At 62.4% G+C, this 19590-nt stretch carries 16 protein-coding genes; 3 read left to right on the top strand and 13 right to left on the bottom strand.

The features are described from left to right. Window positions 1-35 precede the first annotated feature (35 nt). From glmM to rlmE, 4 genes are all read right to left on the bottom strand, one after another. Complete coding sequence (gene glmM, locus E3U47_RS11595; RefSeq protein WP_134691578.1) at window positions 36-1376, bottom strand: phosphoglucosamine mutase; 1341 nt, start codon at window positions 1374-1376, stop codon at window positions 36-38. A 16-nt stretch (window positions 1377-1392) separates the two neighbouring features. Further along, window positions 1393-2244: a dihydropteroate synthase gene (folP, locus tag E3U47_RS11600; RefSeq protein WP_134691579.1), complete on the bottom strand. Its 852-nt coding sequence runs from the start codon at window positions 2242-2244 to the stop codon at window positions 1393-1395. 8 nt (window positions 2245-2252) lie between these two features. Next, window positions 2253-4160, bottom strand: a complete 1908-nt coding sequence (ftsH, locus tag E3U47_RS11605) for an ATP-dependent zinc metalloprotease FtsH (RefSeq protein ID WP_134691580.1) — start codon at window positions 4158-4160, stop codon at window positions 2253-2255. Window positions 4161-4363: 203 nt separating this feature from the next. Further along, the gene (rlmE, locus tag E3U47_RS11610) at window positions 4364-4990 is read right to left on the bottom strand and encodes a 23S rRNA (uridine(2552)-2'-O)-methyltransferase RlmE (protein ID WP_134691581.1); all 627 of its coding nucleotides are present in this window, start codon (window positions 4988-4990) and stop codon (window positions 4364-4366) included. Between the two features lie 102 nt (window positions 4991-5092). Here rlmE and yhbY point away from each other — a divergent pair, with 102 nt between their 5' ends. Continuing rightward, window positions 5093-5401: a ribosome assembly RNA-binding protein YhbY gene (gene yhbY / locus E3U47_RS11615; RefSeq protein WP_023378620.1), complete on the top strand. Its 309-nt coding sequence runs from the start codon at window positions 5093-5095 to the stop codon at window positions 5399-5401. 128 nt (window positions 5402-5529) lie between these two features. On the opposite strand, the gene E3U47_RS11620 is transcribed toward yhbY, so the two are convergent. The 8 genes from E3U47_RS11620 to grpE form a co-directional block, all read right to left on the bottom strand. After that, window positions 5530-5970, bottom strand: coding sequence for an MFS transporter (locus tag E3U47_RS11620; RefSeq protein WP_134691582.1), 441 nt, complete (start codon window positions 5968-5970; stop codon window positions 5530-5532). Beyond that, window positions 5948-6430 (bottom strand): transcription elongation factor GreA, encoded by a 483-nt coding sequence (gene greA, locus E3U47_RS11625; RefSeq protein WP_081255197.1) that lies wholly within the window; start codon window positions 6428-6430, stop codon window positions 5948-5950. Before greA ends, E3U47_RS11620 begins: the two co-directional genes overlap by 23 nt. Then, a complete protein-coding gene (gene carB, locus E3U47_RS11630) occupies window positions 6427-9648 on the bottom strand; it encodes a carbamoyl-phosphate synthase large subunit (RefSeq protein ID WP_134691583.1) in 3222 nt (1073 codons plus the stop codon). Before carB ends, greA begins: the two co-directional genes overlap by 4 nt. Window positions 9649-9752: 104 nt before the next feature. After that, window positions 9753-10889, bottom strand: a complete 1137-nt coding sequence (gene carA, locus E3U47_RS11635) for a glutamine-hydrolyzing carbamoyl-phosphate synthase small subunit (RefSeq protein WP_134691584.1) — start codon at window positions 10887-10889, stop codon at window positions 9753-9755. A gap of 337 nt (window positions 10890-11226) precedes the next feature. Further along, the gene (gene dapB / locus E3U47_RS11640) at window positions 11227-12033 is read right to left on the bottom strand and encodes a 4-hydroxy-tetrahydrodipicolinate reductase (RefSeq protein ID WP_134691585.1); all 807 of its coding nucleotides are present in this window, start codon (window positions 12031-12033) and stop codon (window positions 11227-11229) included. Window positions 12034-12046: 13 nt separating this feature from the next. Continuing rightward, window positions 12047-13171: a molecular chaperone DnaJ gene (gene dnaJ, locus E3U47_RS11645; RefSeq protein WP_134691586.1), complete on the bottom strand. Its 1125-nt coding sequence runs from the start codon at window positions 13169-13171 to the stop codon at window positions 12047-12049. A gap of 212 nt (window positions 13172-13383) precedes the next feature. Further along, the gene (dnaK, locus tag E3U47_RS11650; RefSeq protein WP_134691587.1) at window positions 13384-15312 is read right to left on the bottom strand and encodes a molecular chaperone DnaK; all 1929 of its coding nucleotides are present in this window, start codon (window positions 15310-15312) and stop codon (window positions 13384-13386) included. A 101-nt stretch (window positions 15313-15413) separates the two neighbouring features. Beyond that, complete coding sequence (grpE, locus tag E3U47_RS11655) at window positions 15414-15986, bottom strand: nucleotide exchange factor GrpE (protein ID WP_256660263.1); 573 nt, start codon at window positions 15984-15986, stop codon at window positions 15414-15416. Window positions 15987-16150: 164 nt separating this feature from the next. On the opposite strand from grpE, the gene recN reads away from it, so the two are divergent. Then, window positions 16151-17824 carry a DNA repair protein RecN gene (gene recN, locus E3U47_RS11660; RefSeq protein ID WP_134691589.1) on the top strand — a complete coding sequence of 558 codons (1674 nt, stop codon included), beginning with the start codon at window positions 16151-16153 and terminating at the stop codon, window positions 17822-17824. A gap of 22 nt (window positions 17825-17846) precedes the next feature. On the opposite strand, the gene E3U47_RS11665 is transcribed toward recN, so the two are convergent. Continuing rightward, window positions 17847-18623, bottom strand: a complete 777-nt coding sequence (locus tag E3U47_RS11665) for a ferredoxin--NADP reductase (RefSeq protein WP_134691590.1) — start codon at window positions 18621-18623, stop codon at window positions 17847-17849. 202 nt (window positions 18624-18825) lie between these two features. Between E3U47_RS11665 and E3U47_RS11670 the strand changes: the two genes are divergently transcribed. Further along, window positions 18826-19587: an autoinducer binding domain-containing protein gene (locus E3U47_RS11670; RefSeq protein WP_167659474.1), complete on the top strand. Its 762-nt coding sequence runs from the start codon at window positions 18826-18828 to the stop codon at window positions 19585-19587. Window positions 19588-19590 lie beyond the last annotated feature (3 nt).

The raw sequence follows: 19590 nt of genomic DNA on the forward strand, positions 1-19590 counted from the left end.
TCTTACCCAACCCGATCTGCGCTGGCAAGCCTCTTTCAGGCACAAACTTCCTCGACCAGCTTGGCCAGGGCTTCGGCATGGCCGCGCACCTGGCTTTCGTCGTCACCCTCGACCATCACCCGCACCAACGGCTCGGTGCCAGACTTGCGCAACAGCACGCGCCCGCGCCCGGCCATGGCTTCGGTGGCCTTGGCGCTAGCCTCCTTGACCAGGGGGTTTTCCAGCGGATCGTCCTTGCCCGCGGCAAAGCGCACATTGATCAGTACCTGCGGGCACTTGCGCACCGCTTGGCGCGCCTGGGCCAGGTTCTCGCCGCGACGCTTGAGCGCCATCAGCACCTGCAGCGCGGCGATGATCGCATCACCGGTCGTGGTGTGGCTGGCGCAGACGACGTGGCCAGAGTTCTCGCCGCCCAGCAGCCAGTCGCGCTCGAGCAGCTCGGCCATGACATAGCGGTCACCGACCTTGGCGCGCACGAACGGGATATCCAGCTCCTTGAACGCCAACTCCAGGCCCAGGTTGCTCATCAGCGTGCCAACCACGCCACCCTGGAGCTTACCGCGCTCTTGCATGTCGCGACCGATGATGAACAGCAGTTCGTCACCATCGACGATGGCGCCGGTGTGGTCGACCATCAGCACCCGGTCGCCGTCACCATCGAAGGCGATGCCCATGTCGGCGTGACCGACCAGCACCGCCGCCTGCAACGACTCGATATGGGTCGAGCCACAGCCTTCGTTGATGTTCAGGCCGTCCGGCGCCGCGTGCAACACCGTTACCTCGGCACCCAACTCGCGGAACACGCTCGGCGCCACCTTGTAGGTGGCGCCATGGGCGCAATCGACGACGATCTTCAGCCCTTCGAAGCTGGTGCTGCTGGGCACGCTGCTCTTGCAGAACTCGATATAGCGTCCGGCCGCGTCATTGATGCGCGAAACCTTGCCCAGCTTGCTCGACTCGACCACGGTCATCGGCTGATCGAGCAGTTCCTCGATCATCAGTTCGACTTCGTCCGGCAGCTTGGTGCCGGCGCCGGAGAAGAACTTGATGCCGTTATCGTCGTGCGGGTTGTGCGAAGCACTGATGACGATGCCGGCTTCGGCGTGGAAGGTGCGGGTCAGGTAGGCGATGGCCGGGGTCGGCATCGGCCCAAGCAGCATCACATCGGCGCCGGCCGCGGAAAGCCCGGCCTCCAGCGCGGATTCGAACATGTAGCCGGAGATTCGCGTGTCCTTGCCCACCAGCACACGGCAGTTACCCTGCTTGCGGAAGGCCATGCCCGCGGCCCAGCCGAGCTTCAGCATGAAGTCGGGGGTAATCGGGAATTGGCCGACGCGACCACGGATACCATCGGTGCCAAAGTATTTTCTGCTCATAGTGACTCCAATGTTCTTATTCGGCGTTCTGTACCGCGGCGATCATGCGCACCACGTCGACGGTTTCCGCCACGTCGTGCACCCGCAGGATGCTCGCGCCCTTGCTCATGGCCAGGGCGGCCAGGGCCAGACTGCCGTAGAGCCGCTCGCCGACCGGACGGTCCAGCGTGAGGCCGATCATGCTCTTGCGCGAAACACCCACCAACAGCGGGCGCCCAAGGCGATAGAGCGCTTCCATGTGCTTGAACAGGCTGAGGTTGTGCTCAAGGGTCTTGGCAAAACCGAAGCCTGGGTCGAGGACGATGCGTTCGGCAGCGATGCCGGCTGTCGCGCAGGCGGCCATACGCTGTTCAAGATAGCGCGTGACATCGGCAGTCACATCCTCGTAGTGCGGATTGTCCTGCATGGTGCCCGGCTCGCCACGCATGTGCATCAGGCACACCGGCAAGCCGGTATCTGCCGCGGCATCCAGCGCACCATCGCGCTCCAGGGCGCGCACGTCGTTGATCAGGCCAGCGCCCAGACGGGCCGACTCACGCATCACCGCAGGCGTCGAGGTATCGACGGAGATGATCACATCAAGCCGGCTGCTGATCGCCTCGACGATCGGCGCCACGCGCTCCAGCTCCTGTGTCGGTGAAACCGCACGGGCGCCTGGGCGGGTGGATTCGCCACCGACATCGACCAAGGTCGCCCCTGCCGCCACCATCGCCTCGGCATGGCGTAACGCAGCGTCTCGCTGGCTATAGCGCCCGCCGTCGGAGAAGGAGTCGGGGGTGATATTGAGGATACCCATGACATGGGTACGGGACAAATCAAGAACCCGGTTGCCGCAAGGCAACCGGGTCGGGTACTGCTGTGAGGTCATAGAAACCCTTAGTGTTGAGCCGCTGGACCGCCAATCGGCGATTCCGGACGATCATCCTGGGAAGCCGGCGTGCCGCTGGTGCCAGCATCGTTGTCCCAGTCGCGCGGCTCGCGCGGGGTGCGACCGGCCATGATGTCGTCGATCTGATCGGCATCGATGGTCTCGTACTTCATCAAGGCCTCGGCCATGGCGTCGAGCTTGTCGCGGTTGTCGGTGAGGATCTGCTTGGCCGTGGCGTAGCATTGATCGATGATGCTGCGCACCTCGGAGTCGATCATCTTCGCCGTTTCACCGGAGACGCTGGCGTGCTGACTGCCGGCACTGCGACCGAGGAACACCTCGCCCTCTTCTTCGGCGTACATCAGCGGGCCGAGTTTCTCGGACAGGCCCCACTTGGTGACCATGTTCCGGGCAATCTGGCTGGCACGCATGATGTCGTTGGACGCGCCGGTGGTGACACCGTCGAAGCCCAGGGTCATCTCTTCAGCGATACGGCCGCCGTAAAGCGAACAGATCTGGCTGATCAGCGCGCGCTTGGACAGGCTGTAGCGGTCCTCTTCCGGGAGGAACATGGTCACGCCCAGGGCACGGCCACGGGGAATGATCGAAACCTTGTAAACCGGGTCGTGCTCGGGCACGACACGACCGACGATGGCGTGACCGGCCTCGTGATAGGCAGTGTTCTGCTTTTCTTTCTCGGACATGACCATGGTCTTGCGCTCGGCGCCCATCATGATCTTGTCCTTGGCCAGCTCGAACTCCTTCATTTCCACCAGGCGCTTGCCGGCACGAGCAGCGAACAGCGAAGCCTCGTTGACCAGGTTGGCCAGGTCGGCACCGGAGAAGCCAGGCGTACCACGGGCGATGACCGCAGCGTTGACGTTCTCGCCAACCGGTACCTTGCGCATGTGCACCTTGAGGATCTGCTCGCGACCACGGATATCCGGCAGGCCGACCACCACCTGGCGGTCGAAGCGACCTGGACGCAACAGCGCCGGGTCGAGGACGTCCGGACGGTTGGTGGCGGCGATGACGATGATGCCATCGTTCATCTCGAAGCCGTCCATCTCCACCAGCAACTGGTTCAGCGTTTGCTCACGCTCGTCGTGACCGCCGCCCATGCCGGCACCACGATGGCGACCGACGGCATCGATCTCGTCGATGAAAATGATGCACGGCGCGTGCTTCTTGGCCTGCTCGAACATGTCACGGACACGGCTGGCACCCACGCCGACGAACATCTCGACGAAGTCGGAGCCGGAAATGGTGAAGAACGGCACCTTGGCTTCACCGGCGATGGCCTTGGCCAGCAGGGTCTTACCGGTACCGGGTGGGCCGACCATCAGCACGCCGCGCGGAATACGCCCGCCCAGACGCTGGAACTTGCCCGGGTCGCGCAGGAACTCGACCAGCTCGCCGACTTCCTCCTTGGCCTCGTCGCAGCCCGCGACGTCAGCCAGGGTGGTCTTGACCTGGTCTTCGGAGAGCAGGCGCGCCTTGCTCTTGCCGAAGCTCATCGGGCCGCCCTTGCCGCCGGCACCGCCCTGCATCTGACGCATGAAGAACATGAACACAGCGATGATCACCAGGATCGGGAAGCTGGCCACCAGCAGTTGGGTCCAGATGCTCTGCTGCTCGGGCTGCTTGCCTTCGACGGTGACATGATTGTCGACCAGGTCGCCGATCAGGCCGTTGTCGGTGATGGCCGGGCGCACGGTCTTGAAGTTGTCGCCATCGGTGCGCTTGCCGGTAATGATGTAGCCGTCGACGGTCACGCGCTCGACCTTGCCATCCTTGACCTGCTGGATGAAGTCGGAATAGTTGAGGGTCTGCGGCTCGTTAGGGCTGGAGAAGTTGTTCATCACCGTCACCAGGACGGCGGCGATGATCAACCAGAGGATCAGATTCTTTGCCATGTCGTTCAATTCGCTACCCTCTGAGGCCGGCGCACGACGCAGCCGTGCCTCGCATGATATTCATCGCCCTAACTTACTACATTACCCACGCATCCGCAGGCACCGTCTGTAACCCTTTGTGAAAGCTAGACTACACGAAGTTCGGACGATCCAGACGGGGCGGCCGATTGGAAATAACTATCGGCAACCCCGCAGCACGCCTTTCACACTCCTTTGAAACCTTTGCCCAACAGGTACTGTTCGCGGGAGCGATCCCGCGAGGACGACGGCTTGCGCATCTGCACCTTGTCGAACTTGCTGCGCACGTCCTTGAGGTACATGTCGAAACCTTCGCCCTGGAAGATCTTGATCAGGAAATCCCCGCCGGGCTTGAGCACGCGGGTCGCCAGATCCAGGGCCAGTTCACAGAGGAACATGGCGCGCGGCATGTCCACCGCGGGCGTACCACTCATATTGGGGGCCATATCGGAAATCACAAGGTCCACGTGCGAATCGCCGACCGCCTGGAGGATCTGCTGCAGCACTTCGTCCTGGGTGAAATCGCCCTGGATGAAGGTCACATCGGGGATCGAGTCCATTTCCAGGATGTCCGAGGCGATCAGGCGGCCCTGGCCACCAATCAGACGACTGGTCACCTGCGACCAGCCTCCGGGGGCCGCGCCGAGGTCGATGACGCTCATGCCGGGACGGATCAGGCGGTCTTTCTCCTGGATCTCCAGCAGTTTGTAGCTAGCGCGCGAGCGGTAGCCATCCTTCTGTGCTTGCCTCACAAAAGGGTCGTTGAAATGTTCGCGCAGCCAGTTGGCGCTGCTTTTGGAACGTTGTACCACGGGGCACCTCGATGATATGCGTCGTGTTTGACTGGGCGGAGCCACAGGCCCTCGGGTAAAATGCCCGTCAATTTTACAGAATCAGACGAAAAGGGTCAGATTATGCCGCTCAATAACGAGCAGAAGAAGCAGTACAAATCGATTGGTCACGACCTGAAGCCGGTTCTGATCGTCGCAGGCAATGGTTTGAATGAAGGCGTCATCGCCGAACTGGAACGCGCCCTGACCGACCACGAACTGATCAAGGTCGAGATCCGCTCGGAAGATCGCGAGGAACGTGCCGCAGCCATCGCCGAACTGTGCAAGGCTGGCCGCGCCGAGCTGGTGCAGACCATCGGCAAGAAAGCGCTGATCTACCGCAAGAATCCGCAGCCGAACAAGCAGCTCTCCAACATCCACCGCTACAAGTAATTGAGCGCATGGTACTGCTGCGCAGTCCTTTCGCGGCACAAGGCCGCTCCTACAGGGGATAGAGCCTCTTGTAGGAGCGGCCTTGTGCCGCGAAAGGGCCGCAAAGCGGCCCGGCGATCGTGAACCGATTACCGGCGCGCCTTGACCGGCACTGGCTGGGCCACCAGCACGATGCCTGAGAAGCCCAGCACCAGGAAGCAGAACATCTGCCAACGCTCGCCCACGGAAATACCGTAGCGCAGCGTGTAATAGCCAACACAGGCGCCAAGGCCAAGCAGCAACATCTGCCCACGAAACTGCCGCCACCAGGCCGCTAGGCCGTCCACCCTCGCCAATACCGCCAGCTGGGTCACCAGCCCGAGCATCGCCACGCCGATCAACCAGCGATCGATCTGCCCGGCGATGTCATGCACCAGCAACGGCGCCAGGCCGCTGACCTTGAGCGCCGGCACCAGGCCCACATGGAACACCCACAAGCCGCCAACCCAGAACACCTGGGCCAGCTGCCAGAGGATCCCCTCGAGGGATGGCGCCCGCAGGCGCCGGTCAGATGTGCTTGACTTCGACAATCTCGTACTCGACGGTGCCGCTTGGCGTCTTGACGACGACCGTGTCGCCCTCTTCCTTGCCGATGATCGCGCGAGCGATCGGCGCGCTCGCCGAGAGCTTGCCCTTCTTGATGTCAGCCTCGTCCTCGCCAACGATCTGGTAGGTCACCTGATCGCCAGTCTCGGTGTTTTCCAGATCGACGGTGGTGCCGAAGATCACCTTGCCGGTGTGGGCAATGGTGGTGACGTCGATCACGACCGAGTTCTGCAAGCGACCTTCAATATCACGGATACGCGCCTCGACCATGCCCTGCTCCTCGCGGGCGGCATGGTATTCGGCGTTTTCCTTCAGGTCGCCCAGCTCACGGGCCTCACCAATGGCCTGGCTCAGGCGCGGACGCTCGGTCTTGCTCAGGAACAGGTGCTCTTCTTCCAGGGCGCGAGCGCCCTGGACGGTCATAGGGTACTTGGTAATGCTCATGCTTTGAGTCCTGCATGCAGATCCTGCAGGCGACGAACGGTCTTTTCCGGACCGAATTTCAGCGCCTCGCAGATGGCTTCACCGGCCGCAATGGTGGTGGTGCAGTAAATCTTGTGCTGCAACGCATTGCGACGAATCGAGTAGGAGTCGGCGATCGACTGGCGGCCTTCGGTGGTATTGATGATCAGCGACACTTCGTCGTTCTTGATCATGTCGACCACGTGCGGGCGACCTTCGGTGACCTTGTTCACACGGCGCACTTTCAGGCCTGCGGCCTCGATCACCTTGGCGGTGCCGACAGTGGCGACCACTTCGAAGCCCAGTGCGATCAGGTCGCGGGCAACGCCAGCCACTTGTGGCTTGTCGTCGTCGCGCACGCTGATGAACGCGGTACCGCCGGTCGGCAGCACTTCGCTGGCACCCATCTGGGCCTTGGCGAAGGCTTCACCGAAGCTGTCGCCGACACCCATGACTTCACCGGTGGATTTCATCTCAGGGCCGAGGATCGGGTCAACCCCTGGGAACTTGGCGAACGGGAAGACGGCCTCCTTGACGCTGTAGAAGTTCGGGATGATTTCCTCGGTGAAGCCCAGCTCTTTCAGGGTTTTGCCGGCCATGACGCGGGCCGCGATCATCGCCAGCGAGGTGCCGATGCACTTGGAGACGAACGGCACGGTACGCGAAGCGCGCGGGTTGACCTCGATGACGTAGATCTTGTCGCCCTGCAGGGCCAACTGCACGTTCATCAGGCCGACCACGCCCAGTTCCAGGGCCATCTTCTTGACCTGTACACGGACTTCGTCCTGCACTTGCTTGCTCAGCGAGTAAGGTGGCAGCGAGCACGCCGAGTCACCGGAGTGAACGCCGGCCTGCTCGATATGCTGCATGATCGCGCCGATCACCACGTCGGTGCCGTCGCAAACCGCATCCACGTCCATCTCGATGGCGCAGTTGAGGAAGTGGTCGAGCAGCACCGGGCTGTCGTTGGAGACCTGTACCGCTTCACGCAGGTAGCGCTTGAGCTCATCCAGTTCGTAGACGATCTCCATGGCGCGACCGCCCAGCACGTACGATGGCCGCACGACCAGCGGGTAGCCAATGCCACCGGCTGCGCTGATGGCTTCTTCTTCGCTGCGCACGGTGGCGTTTGGCGGCTGCAGCAGGTTCAGGCGCTGGACCATCTGCTGGAAACGCTCGCGGTCTTCGGCGCGGTCAATGGCGTCCGGGCTGGTACCGATGATCGGTACGCCGGCTTCTTCCAGGGCACGGGCCAGTTTCAGCGGGGTCTGGCCGCCGTAGTGGACGATCACGCCCTTCGGCTTCTCGACGCGGCAGACTTCCAGCACGTCTTCCAGGGTCAGCGGCTCGAAGTACAGGCGGTCGGAGGTGTCGTAGTCGGTGGAGACGGTTTCCGGGTTGCAGTTGACCATGATGGTCTCGTAGCCGTCTTCACGCAGCGCCAGTGCCGCGTGTACGCAGCAGTAGTCGAACTCGATGCCTTGGCCGATACGGTTCGGGCCACCGCCCAGGATCATGATCTTGTCGCGGGTCGACGGGTTGGCCTCGCACTCTTGCTCATAGGTCGAGTACAGGTAGGCGGTGTCGGTGGCGAACTCGGCGGCGCAGGTGTCGACGCGCTTGTACACCGGGAACACTTCCAGCTTGTGGCGGTGACGGCGCAGGTTCTTGTCGGTGATGCCGAGCAGCTTGGCCAGGCGCTGGTCCGAGAAGCCCTTGCGCTTGAGGCGCAGCATGTAGTCCTTGTCGATCGCCGACAGGGCCAGGGTCTTGACCTTCTCTTCTTCCTTGATCAGGTCTTCCATCTGCACCAGGAACCACAGGTCGATGCCGGTCAACTGGAAGATTTCCTCGATGGTCATGCCCGAACGCATGGCGTCGGCCACGTACCAGATACGCTCGGCACCCGGCACGGTCAGTTCGCGCTTGAGGATGCTGGCGGCTTCCGGGCTGGCCAGGTCGACTTTCGGGTCGAGGCCGCAGGCGCCGACTTCCAGGCCACGCAGGGCTTTCTGCAGGGACTCCTGGAAGGTCCGGCCGATGGCCATGACTTCACCGACGGATTTCATCTGGGTGGTCAGGCGGGCATCGGCCTTGGGGAATTTCTCGAAGGCGAAGCGTGGCAGCTTGGTGACGACGTAGTCGATCGACGGCTCGAAGGACGCCGGAGTGCGACCGCCGGTGATGTCGTTCTGCAGTTCGTCGAGGGTGTAGCCGATGGCCAGCTTGGCGGCGATCTTGGCGATCGGGAAGCCGGTGGCCTTGGAGGCCAGCGCCGAGGAACGCGATACACGCGGGTTCATCTCGATCACGACCATGCGCCCGGTGTTCGGGCAGATACCGAACTGCACGTTGGAGCCGCCAGTTTCGACGCCAATCTCACGCAGCACCGCCAGCGAGGCGTTGCGCATGATCTGGTATTCCTTGTCGGTCAGCGTTTGCGCAGGCGCGACAGTGATCGAGTCACCGGTGTGCACACCCATCGGGTCGAAGTTTTCGATGGAGCAGACGATGATGCAGTTGTCCTTCTTGTCGCGGACCACCTCCATCTCGTATTCCTTCCAGCCGATCAGCGATTCGTCGATCAGCAGTTCCTTGGTCGGCGACAGGTCCAGGCCACGGGCGCAGATTTCTTCGAATTCTTCACGGTTGTAGGCAATACCGCCACCGGTGCCGCCCATGGTGAAGGACGGGCGGATGATGCATGGGAAGCCGAGCTTCTCGAGGACCGCGTTGGCCTCTTCCATGCTGTGGGCGATACCGGAGCGCGGGCACTCCAGGCCGATGGCCTTCATTGCCTTGTCGAAGCGCGAGCGATCCTCGGCCTTGTCGATGGTGTCGGCGTTGGCACCGATCATCTCGACGCCGAACTTTTCCAGAACGCCATGGCGCTCCAGGTCCAGGGCGCAGTTCAGCGCGGTCTGGCCACCCATGGTCGGCAGGACGGCGTCAGGACGCTCTTTCTCGATGATCTTGGCCACCGACTGCCACTTGATCGGCTCGATGTAGGTGGCGTCGGCCATGGCCGGGTCGGTCATGATGGTGGCTGGGTTGGAGTTCACCAGGATGACGCGGAAACCTTCCTCGCGCAGGGCTTTGCAAGCCTGGGCGCCGGAATAGTCGAATTCGCAGGCCTGGCCGATCACGATCGGGCCAGCGCCGAGAATCAGGATGCTTTTGATGTCTGTACGTTTTGGCATGGTTGTCACTCAAATCCGCGGGTCAGTCGGCAAGCCGTCTTGAACAATCTGGGTCAGGCGCTTCCGGGCGGCGCGAGCCGGCCCGGGGCCTTGATGCAGGATGCTCAGCGGCGCTTGGCCATGGCATCGATGAAACGATCGAACAGTGGCGCGACGTCGGTCGGGCCTGGGCTCGCCTCAGGGTGGCCCTGGAAGCTGAACGCGCTCTTGTCGGTGCGCTCGATACCCTGCAGGGTGCCGTCGAACAGCGACTTGTGGATGGCGCGGACGTTGCCCGGCAGGGTGGCTTCGTCGACGGCGAACCCGTGGTTCTGGCTGGTGATCATGACCACGCCGGTGTCCAGGTCCTGGACCGGGTGGTTGGCACCGTGGTGGCCATGGCCCATCTTCAGGGTCTTGGCGCCGGAGGCCAGGGCCAGCAGCTGATGGCCAAGGCAGATGCCGAACACCGGGGTCTGGGTTTCGAGAATCTCTTTGATCGCCTGGATCGCGTAGTCGCACGGCTCCGGATCGCCAGGGCCGTTGGACAGGAACACGCCATCAGGGTTGAGCGCGAGCACTTCGCTGGCCGAGGTCTGAGCCGGCACCACGGTCACGCGGCAACCACGTGCGACCAGCATGCGCAGGATGTTCAGCTTGACGCCGTAGTCGAAGGCAACCACGTGGTACGGCAGGTCGGCAGCGTCGATGGTCGGGTGGCTGTCGGTCTTCAGCTCCCACACGCTGGAACGCCACTCGTAGCGCTCCTTGGTGGAGACGACCTTGGCCAGGTCCATGCCCTTGAGGCCCGGGAAGGCACGGGCGGCGGCGATGGCCTGCTCTTCGGTGATGTCGTCACCGGCGAGGATGCAGCCGTTCTGGGCGCCTTTTTCGCGCAGGATACGGGTCAGGCGGCGGGTGTCGATGCCGGCGATGGCGACGACGTTGTTGGCTTTCAGGTAGTCAGGCAGCGACTGGGTGTTGCGCCAGTTGCTGGCCAGCAACGGGAGGTCACGAATGACCAGGCCGGCGGACCAGACGCGATTGGATTCGGCGTCTTCTGGGGTGGTGCCGGTGTTGCCGATGTGCGGGTAAGTCAGGGTGACGATTTGCTGGGCGTAGGAAGGGTCTGTGAGGATTTCCTGGTAGCCGGTCATTGCTGTATTGAACACGACCTCACCAACGGTCTGACCGTCGGCTCCAATGGCTTCACCGCGAAAAATGCTGCCATCGGCAAGGGCGAGTATGGCTGGCTTAGTCAAGAAGACCTCCCGTAAATCAAGCCTGAAAGGGCGATCGCAGGTTGCAAAAAAGCGGAATGACGTATGGACACGTCACCCCGCTTTTATGCTGAATTAGTCTGCGCGCTTTTAGTGGACACACTAAAGCTGTAGCTTACAGAAAAATGCGTTTTGGGTCTACCTGGAATGTGTCTCTAAAACACAGGATTGCGACAGCAGGAATTACGTAATCATTGTAGGAGCGGCCTTGTGTCGCGAAAGGGCTGCGCAGCAGCCCCGGCAATTCTGAGCAACTCAGAGATCCAGGGGCCGCTGCGCGACCCTTTCGCGACACAAGGCCGCTCCTACAGGGGCCGCATCAATGCAGCTCGAGCACATCCTGCATGTCATACAGCGCAGGCTCACGCCCATCCAGCCACAGCGCCGCGCGCACCGCACCCTTGGCGAAGGTCATGCGGCTCGAGGCCTTGTGGGTGATCTCCAGACGCTCGCCATCGGCAGCGAACAGCACAGTGTGATCACCGACCACATCACCGGCACGCACGGTGGCGAAGCCGATGGTCTTGCGGTCACGGGCACCCGTCTGGCCCTCACGGCCATACACCGCCACTTCCTGCAGGTCACGCCCCAGCGCATTGGCAACCACTTCCCCCATGCGCAGCGCGGTACCCGACGGCGCATCGACCTTGTGTCGATGGTGGGCCTCGATGATCTCGATATCGACATCGTCACCCAGCACGCGCGCCGCCATGTCCAGCAGCTTGAGACTGAGATTGACGCCAACGCTGAAGTTGGCGGCGAAGACGATCGGAATGTCCTTGCCAGCCTCGACCAGCAGCGCCTTCTCCTCCACAGAGAAGCCGGTGGTGCCGATGACCATGGCCTTGCCCGCCTTGCGGCAAAGCGCCAGGTTCTTCAGAGTCACCGACGGATGGGTGAAGTCGATCAGCACATCGAACTCGTCGACGACCTTGGCCAGGTCGTCGCAAATCGTCACGCCAATGCGGCCCAGGCCCGCCAGCTCACCGGCATCGGCACCGACCAGGGTGCTGTCCGGGCGATGGATCGCCGCGGTCAGGCCAGCCTTGGGCGCCTGCTGCTGCACCGCCTCGATCAGCACCTTGCCCATGCGCCCGGCGGCGCCCATCACTGCAATACGTCGCATAGCCTGTTCCTTCTCAGAGATCGCCGAAGAAGCGCTTCACGCCTTCGAACCAGCCACTGGCCTTGGGCGAGTGAGAGCTGTCGCCCTCGAGCGAATCGCGCAGCTCTTCGAGCAGCTCACGCTGGCGACGACTGAGGTTGACCGGGGTTTCCACCGCCACGCGGCACAGCAAGTCGCCTGCCGCACCACCGCGCACCGGTGCCACGCCCTTGCCGCGCAGGCGGAACTGCTTGCCGGTCTGGGTACCTTCGGGAATCTTCAGCTTCACCCGACCATCGAGGGTCGGCACTTCCAGCTCGCCGCCCAGGGCCGCGTCGGTGTAGCTGATCGGCACTTCGCAGTACAGGTGCTTGCCGTCACGCTGGAAGATCGGGTGCTCGCGCACGTTGACCACTACGTACAGGTCGCCGGTCGGGCCACCATGGGTACCTGCCTCGCCTTCGCCGGACAGGCGAATGCGATCGCCGGTGTCGACCCCGGCCGGGACCTTGACCGACAGAGTCTTGTACTCTTCGACGCGACCCTCGCCGTGGCACGAGGTGCACGGGTCGGTGATGATCTTGCCCTGGCCGTGGCAGCGCGGGCAGGTCTGCTGCACGGCGAAGAAGCCTTGCTGCATGCGCACCTGGCCGATACCGCCACAGGTCGGGCAGGTCGAGGGGGTCGAGCCCTTCTTGGCGCCGGAGCCATCGCACGGCTTGCAATTGACCAGCGTGGGCACACGGATATTGACCGTGGTACCGCGCACCGCCTCTTCGAGGTTGAGCTCAAGGGTGTAACGCAGGTCGCTGCCGCGCTGGGCACCGCCACGACCACCACCACGACTGCCGCCGAAGAAGTCACTGAAGACATCGCCGAAGATGTCGGAGAAGTTGGCGCCGCCAAAACCAGCACCGCCACCACCCATGCTTGGGTCGACGCCGGCATGGCCATACTGGTCGTAGGCCGCGCGCTTGCTGGCATCCGACAGCACTTCGTAGGCCTCGTTGGCCTCCTTGAACAGGTCTTCGGACTCTTTGTCGCCCGGATTGCGGTCCGGGTGGTACTTCATCGCCAGTCGGCGGTAGGCCTTCTTGAGATCACCTTCGGTGGCGCCGCGTTCGACACCCAGGACCTCATAAAAATCACGCTTTGCCATAGGTCATTTGCACTCTTTGGGGGCGGTCGGCATACCTCTGCGCTTCATGCGCCATGCCGTCAGCACCTGCCGCCATACGCGAATGCGCCCAGACAGATGCTGTAAATAATTCTCGTGTTCCAGACACGCCAACGCGGGAGCAAGCCCCCGCGCGGCGACATCCTACCAGTTCACCGGCAAACGGCGATGAACTGGCCGACAACATGCAGGGATTACTGCTTGTTGTTGTCTTTCACTTCCTCGAACTCGGCGTCAACCACGTCATCGTGCTTGGCTTCCGGCTCGGCCTGCTGCTGAGCGCCGCCCTGCGGTTGCTCGGCTTGCTGCTCGGCGTACATCTTCTGGGCAACAGGGGCCGAAACCTTGGACAGCTCCTCGACCTTGGCGTCGATGGCAGCCTTGTCGTCGCCCTTGACGGCGGCTTCCAGGGCGACCACGGCGGCCTCGATGGCAGTCTTCTCTTCGGCGGTGACCTTGTCACCCGCTTCAGCGACCATCTTGCGGGTCGAGTGGACCAGCGCATCACCTTGGTTACGGGCGGCGGCCAGCTCTTCGAACTTGCGGTCTTCCTCGGCATTGGCCTCGGCGTCACGCACCATTTTCTCGATTTCTTCGTCGGACAGGCCGGAGTTGGCCTTGATCACGATCGACTGCGCCTTGCCGGTGGCCTTGTCCTTCGCACCGACGTGCAGGATGCCGTTGGCGTCGATGTCGAAGGTCACTTCGATCTGCGGCACGCCACGTGGAGCCGGCGGAATATCGGCCAGGTCGAACTTGCCCAGCGACTTGTTCTGCGAAGCTTGCTTGCGCTCGCCCTGCAGCACGTGGATGGTCACGGCGCCCTGGTTGTCATCGGCGGTCGAGAACACCTGCGACTTCTTGGTCGGGATGGTGGTGTTCTTCTCGATCAGCGCGGTCATCACGCCGCCCATGGTTTCGATACCCAGGGTCAGCGGGCTGACGTCCAGCAGCAGGACGTCTTTCACGTCACCGGCCAGTACGGCGCCCTGGATGGCAGCACCCATGGCCACGGCTTCGTCCGGATTGACGTCCTTGCGCGCCTCTTTACCGAAGAAGTCGGCAACGGCTTTCTGCACCATCGGCATACGGGTCTGGCCACCGACCAGGATCACGTCGTCGATCTTGCTGGCGTCGATGCCGGCGTCTTTCAGGGCGATGCGGCATGGCTCGATGGTACGGTTGACCAGGTCTTCGACCAGCGATTCCAGCTTGGCACGGGAGATCTTCACGTTCAGGTGCTTCGGACCGGTTGCATCTGCTGTGATGTACGGCAGGTTGACGTCGGTCGACTGAGCGGAAGACAGCTCGATCTTGGCCTTTTCAGCGGCTTCCTTCAGGCGCTGCAAGGCCAGGGGATCGTTCTTCAGGTCCATGCCGGACTCTTTCTTGAACTCGTCGACGAGGTAGTCGATCAGGCGCATGTCGAAGTCTTCGCCACCCAGGAAGGTGTCACCGTTGGTGGCCAGTACTTCGAACTGGTGCTCACCGTCGACTTCGGCGATTTCGATGACCGACACGTCGAAGGTACCGCCACCCAGGTCATAGACGATGACGGTGTGGTCGCCCTTGGCCTTGTCCATGCCGTAGGCCAGCGCGGCGGCGGTCGGTTCGTTGATGATGCGCTTCACGTCCAGGCCAGCGATGCGGCCGGCGTCCTTGGTGGCCTGGCGCTGGCTGTCGTTGAAGTAGGCCGGCACGGTGATGACCGCTTCGGTGACTGGCTCGCCGAGGTAGTCTTCGGCGGTCTTCTTCATTTTCTTCAGGACTTCGGCGCTGATCTGCGGCGGGGCCATTTCCTTGCCGGAGGCCTCGACCCAGGCGTCACCATTGCTGGCCTTGACGATCTTGTAAGGCACCAGCTTGATGTCTTTCTGCACGACGTCTTCTTCGAAGCGACGGCCGATCAGGCGCTTCACCGCGAACAGGGTGTTGTGCGGGTTGGTGACCGCCTGGCGCTTGGCCGACTGGCCGACCAGGATTTCGCCGTCGTTGGCGTAGGCAATGATAGAAGGCGTGGTACGCGCGCCTTCGGCGTTCTCGATGACTTTGGCAGTGCCGTTTTCCAGCACGGAGACGCAGGAGTTGGTGGTCCCCAGGTCGATACCGATGATTTTACCCATGATGATTCTCCCGAAACTTGAATTTGGTGGCAGCGACTACTTTGGCCAACTGCAGTAATACTTGAAGGCTTGACACCTAGATGGGGGTGTCCCGACGGATTTCAAGCCTTTTCGTTGATCGAAGGCTGCGGCGCGCTCGGGGCCTTGCTGACCACCACCATGGCGGGGCGCAGCAGGCGGCCGTTGAGCAGGTAGCCTTTCTGGAACACGTTCAGCACGCTGTTCGGCTCGGCACTGTCGCTTTCCTGCATGGCCATCGCCTGGTGGTGCTCGGCGTTGAACGGCTGGCCGAGCGGATCGACGGCTTCGAGGTTGTAGCGCTTGAGGGTGTCCTGGAACATCTTCAGGGTCAGCTCGACGCCCTCGCGGATCTTCTTGACGTTCTCGTCTTCGGCGCTGGAGTGCGCCAAAGCCAGCTCCAGGCTGTCGATCACCGGCAGCAGGTCGGAAGAGAACTTCTCCAGGGCGAACTTGTGCGCCTTCTCGACATCCTGCTCGGCACGGCGGCGCACGTTCTGCAGATCGGCGGCAACGCGCAGGGATTGATCCTTGGCGGCGGCCAGCTGCTCCTCGAGCTCCAGAACGCGCGCGTCAGTGGTTGCTGCACCGGCTTCTTCGGAATTCAGGTTCTTCTCATCCAGCTGTTCGTCAGCCATCGGGTTTCTCCTTCGCAATTTCTGTTGTGCGAGCCATGCTCGCCTTGTCTTGCCAGCTATATGGGGCCGGAAAAACCGGCTTCAAGGGGCAATGTGCTTTTCCACATTCATCAGGCTGCTATTGGCAGACCAGCAAAAAGCACTGTATAAATATCCAGACAAAACCCTTCGGGAGCCGCCCCATGCTGGTGCACCTGTCCATCCATAACTACGCCATCGTCGAACACCTCGACCTCGAGATCGCCCGCGGCATGTCCGTCATCACTGGCGAGACCGGGGCTGGCAAGTCGATCATGCTCGACGCCCTGGGCCTGGCCCTGGGCGACCGCGCCGACAGCGGCGTGGTGCGCCCAGGCACCGACAAGGCCGATATCCTCGCCACCTTCGACCTGGTCGACATCCCCGAGGCCCATGCCTGGCTCGCCGAGCGCGACCTGGAAAGCGACGGCCCGTGCATCCTGCGCCGGGTGATCACCGCCGAAGGCCGCAGCCGCGGCTACATCAACGGCACGCCCTGCCCGCTTGGCGATCTCAAGGCGCTGGGCGAACTGCTGATCGACATTCACAGCCAGCATGAACACCAGTCGCTGCTGAAAACCGACACCCACCGCCGCCTGGTGGACGAATACGCTGGCGCCATCGACCTGGCCCGCCAGGTGCAACTGGCCGCCAAGCGCTGGAACCAGACACACCAGGAGCTGGAGCACCTGCGTAACTCCGGAGACGAGCAGCGCGCACGCCACCAGTTGCTCAGCTACCAGTTGGAGGAGCTGGACAATCTCGGCCTTGGCGAGCACGAACTCGAGCAACTCGAGCAAGAGCACAAGAACCTGACCAATGCCGAAGCCCTGTTCGGCATCTGCCGCCAGGTGATCGACCAATGCAGCGAAAGTGACTCTGGCAATGTGCTCAGCGCCCTGACCGTCAGCCTCAACCGCCTCACGGCCGTAGCCAACGCGCCCAAGGCCCTCGGCGAAGCAGTCAGCCTGATCGCCAGCGCGCAGATTCAGGTGGAAGAGGCCGTGGGCGAGCTCAACCGCTTCCTCGACCACTTCGATGCCGACCCCATGCGCCTGCAGGACCTCGAGGAACGCCTCGACACCATCTACACCCTCGCCCGCAAGCACCGCGTGCACCCAACCGAACTGCCGCACCTGCAACAGCGCCTGATGGAGGAACTGGAAAGCCTTAACGCCAGCGACGAGTCGCTCGAGCGACTGGGCGAGGAGCTGGCGGCCTTCGCCCAGCACTATAAAGACAAGGCCAGCGAACTCAGCGCCCTGCGCCAGCAGGCGGCCAAGCAACTGGCCACGGCGGTGGAGCAGGAGATTCAGCGCCTGGGCATGCCCGGCGGGCGCTTCTGCATCGAACTCACGCCCTTCGACAATGGCGACCTTTCACCTCACGGCCTGGAGCAAATCGAGCTGCTGGTCAGCGCCAACCCCGGCCAGCCGCTCAAGGGGCTGGCCAAGGTCGCCTCGGGGGGCGAGCTGTCCCGCATCAGCTTGGCGATCCAGGTGATCACCGCCCAGACCTCACGCATCCCCACCCTGGTGTTCGACGAAGTGGACGTGGGCATTGGCGGCCCTACGGCCGAGATCGTCGGGCAACTGCTGCGCCGCCTCGGCGAACGCGGCCAGGTGCTGACCGTGACCCACCTGCCGCAAGTGGCGGCGCAAGGGCACCACCACCTGTTCGTGCACAAGGTGCGCAACAGCGACACCACCCATACCGCTGTCGCCAGCCTGGGCAAGCGCGAGCGCGTGGAGGAAGTCGCGCGGATGCTGGGCGGAATCGACCTGACCAAGGAGTCCCTGGCCCATGCGCGCAAGATGGTGGTCAGCAGCAAGGCATGAAGCTTGTGCAGGCACCGGTGGTTTACCAGTAGTTCTCCACCGCCACTTGCCCCGGCCGCTTGCTCAGGCTCAACTGTAGATCGCGTGCCTTGAGCACTTTGCGTGTCTCGTCGATCATCTCGGGGTTACCACAGAGCATGATCCGCGAATGCTCCGGCGACAGCGCCAACCCCGCCGCCTGTTCCAGCTCGCCGTTCTCGATCAGCGTGGTGATGCGCGCATTCAACGCCCCCGGATGCCGCTCGCGAGTGACCACCGGAATGAACTGCAGCTTGCCGGCGAACTCGGCCAGGTAGTCGCGCTGCTCCAGCCCGGAGATTTCGTCGACATACGCCAGTTCCTGCGCCTCGCGCACCGAGTACACCAGCTTGATGTTGTCGAACCGCTCCCAGGCCTCGAAGTCCTGGAGGATCGACATAAAGGGCGCGATGCCAGTACCGGTGGCCAGTAACCACAGGTCGCGTCCGCCGACGAAGCGGTCCAGAGTCAGGTAACCGAAGGCCTGTCGATCGATCAACAGGGTGTCCCCCTCGCCTAAACGGCTCAACTCACTGGTGAACTCGCCGCCCGGCACGACGATGGAGAAAAAATCGAGGAATTCGTCATGGGGGGCGCTAACCATGGAGTAAGCCCGCCAGACCACGCTGCCATCGGCCTTGGTCACGCCCAACCGGGCGAACTGCCCCGCACGAAAGCGAAAGCCCGGGTCGCGCGTTACGCGCAAGGAAAACAGGTTGGGGGTGAACGGCTGCACGTCGAGCAGGGTCTGGCGGGTGAACTTGTCGGCGCTGGCGGTCATGACGGGCTCCAGGAATCAGATGCGCCCAGTGTCGCGCAAAGCGTCAAGGATAAACACCGTCGGATTGTAGGGCATCCGTAAAAGCTGACATGAAGACACGATGAAAGCGCGGCACCTATAACAAAAAAACCAGCACCGGACGGGAAGTTTTCCTACACTCGACCCGTATTGCTGAACAATGGATCCACGTGGAGCGTTACCGATGTCGATGCCAGAATGGACGCCTGAGCAGTTCGATCTAGTACTGAAGCAGGGCGGCCCTCGCGCCCTGATCAGCCACGCTCAATCGCTGATAGCACCGGCAGGCCTGGATTGCCTAAGCGTCACTCTGCGCATTTGCACAGCGGGCCCCACAGTGCACTTTTATCACCACAGCAGTTTTGCTCCTGCCTGGGACCAACGCTACATAGCTGACAAGCTCTTTGACTTCGACCCTTCAATTTCAAACGATAATCATTGTCATGGAGAACTTCCACTTTTCTGGCACGGCCGTCTGTTCGATGAAGCCATGCCCCTGTGCGAAACAGCGGCCGAGTTTGGTATTTCCTTCTCCCATGGCTGGAGTCAATCAGTATTTGATGCCCGACAGAACTCGACCGTTCTGAACGTATTCCGCAGCCATGGTCCTATCAGCACCGAGGAGTTCTATGAGCACGAGGCTCGGGTGTTACTGCTTGGCAGCAGGCTCCATGCCGCGCTTTACAACTATCACCTGCCCGAAATTCCCTCTCCCGTGCCAATACCTAACCTGAGCAAGCGTGAGCGGGAGGTGCTCTATGCCTTTATCGAGTTGAAAAACGCCAAGCGAGTGGCCAGGGCCCTGTCGATAAAGGAAAGCACGGTGCACTTCCACTCGAACAATGCGCGCAAGAAGACTGGTGCCACGAGCACCATGTCCGCGGCCTATATCATGCGCGACCAAGATATACGGGAGCATACCCCTCCCCCCGGCAAAGGCCTGTAGAAT

This window comes from Pseudomonas sp. RIT623 (assembly GCF_004519305.1).
Lineage (GTDB): Bacteria > Pseudomonadota > Gammaproteobacteria > Pseudomonadales > Pseudomonadaceae > Aquipseudomonas.

Bases quoted from the DNA above. Each gene is read 5' to 3' on its own strand.
- yhbY (WP_023378620.1), top strand. From the start codon at position 5,093: ATGCCGCTCAATAACGAGCAGAAGAAGCAGTACAAATCGATTGGTCAC.
- E3U47_RS11665 (WP_134691590.1), bottom strand. From the start codon at position 18,623: ATGACCGCCAGCGCCGACAAGTTCACCCGCCAGACCCTGCTCGACGTG.
- E3U47_RS11670 (WP_167659474.1), top strand. From the start codon at position 18,826: ATGTCGATGCCAGAATGGACGCCTGAGCAGTTCGATCTAGTACTGAAG.
- dapB (WP_134691585.1), bottom strand. From the start codon at position 12,033: ATGCGACGTATTGCAGTGATGGGCGCCGCCGGGCGCATGGGCAAGGTG.
- ftsH (WP_134691580.1), bottom strand. From the start codon at position 4,160: ATGGCAAAGAATCTGATCCTCTGGTTGATCATCGCCGCCGTCCTGGTG.
- glmM (WP_134691578.1), bottom strand. From the start codon at position 1,376: ATGAGCAGAAAATACTTTGGCACCGATGGTATCCGTGGTCGCGTCGGC.
- folP (WP_134691579.1), bottom strand. From the start codon at position 2,244: ATGACCTCACAGCAGTACCCGACCCGGTTGCCTTGCGGCAACCGGGTT.
- dnaJ (WP_134691586.1), bottom strand. From the start codon at position 13,171: ATGGCAAAGCGTGATTTTTATGAGGTCCTGGGTGTCGAACGCGGCGCC.
- dnaK (WP_134691587.1), bottom strand. From the start codon at position 15,312: ATGGGTAAAATCATCGGTATCGACCTGGGGACCACCAACTCCTGCGTC.
- carB (WP_134691583.1), bottom strand. From the start codon at position 9,648: ATGCCAAAACGTACAGACATCAAAAGCATCCTGATTCTCGGCGCTGGC.
- greA (WP_081255197.1), bottom strand. From the start codon at position 6,430: ATGAGCATTACCAAGTACCCTATGACCGTCCAGGGCGCTCGCGCCCTG.
- recN (WP_134691589.1), top strand. From the start codon at position 16,151: ATGCTGGTGCACCTGTCCATCCATAACTACGCCATCGTCGAACACCTC.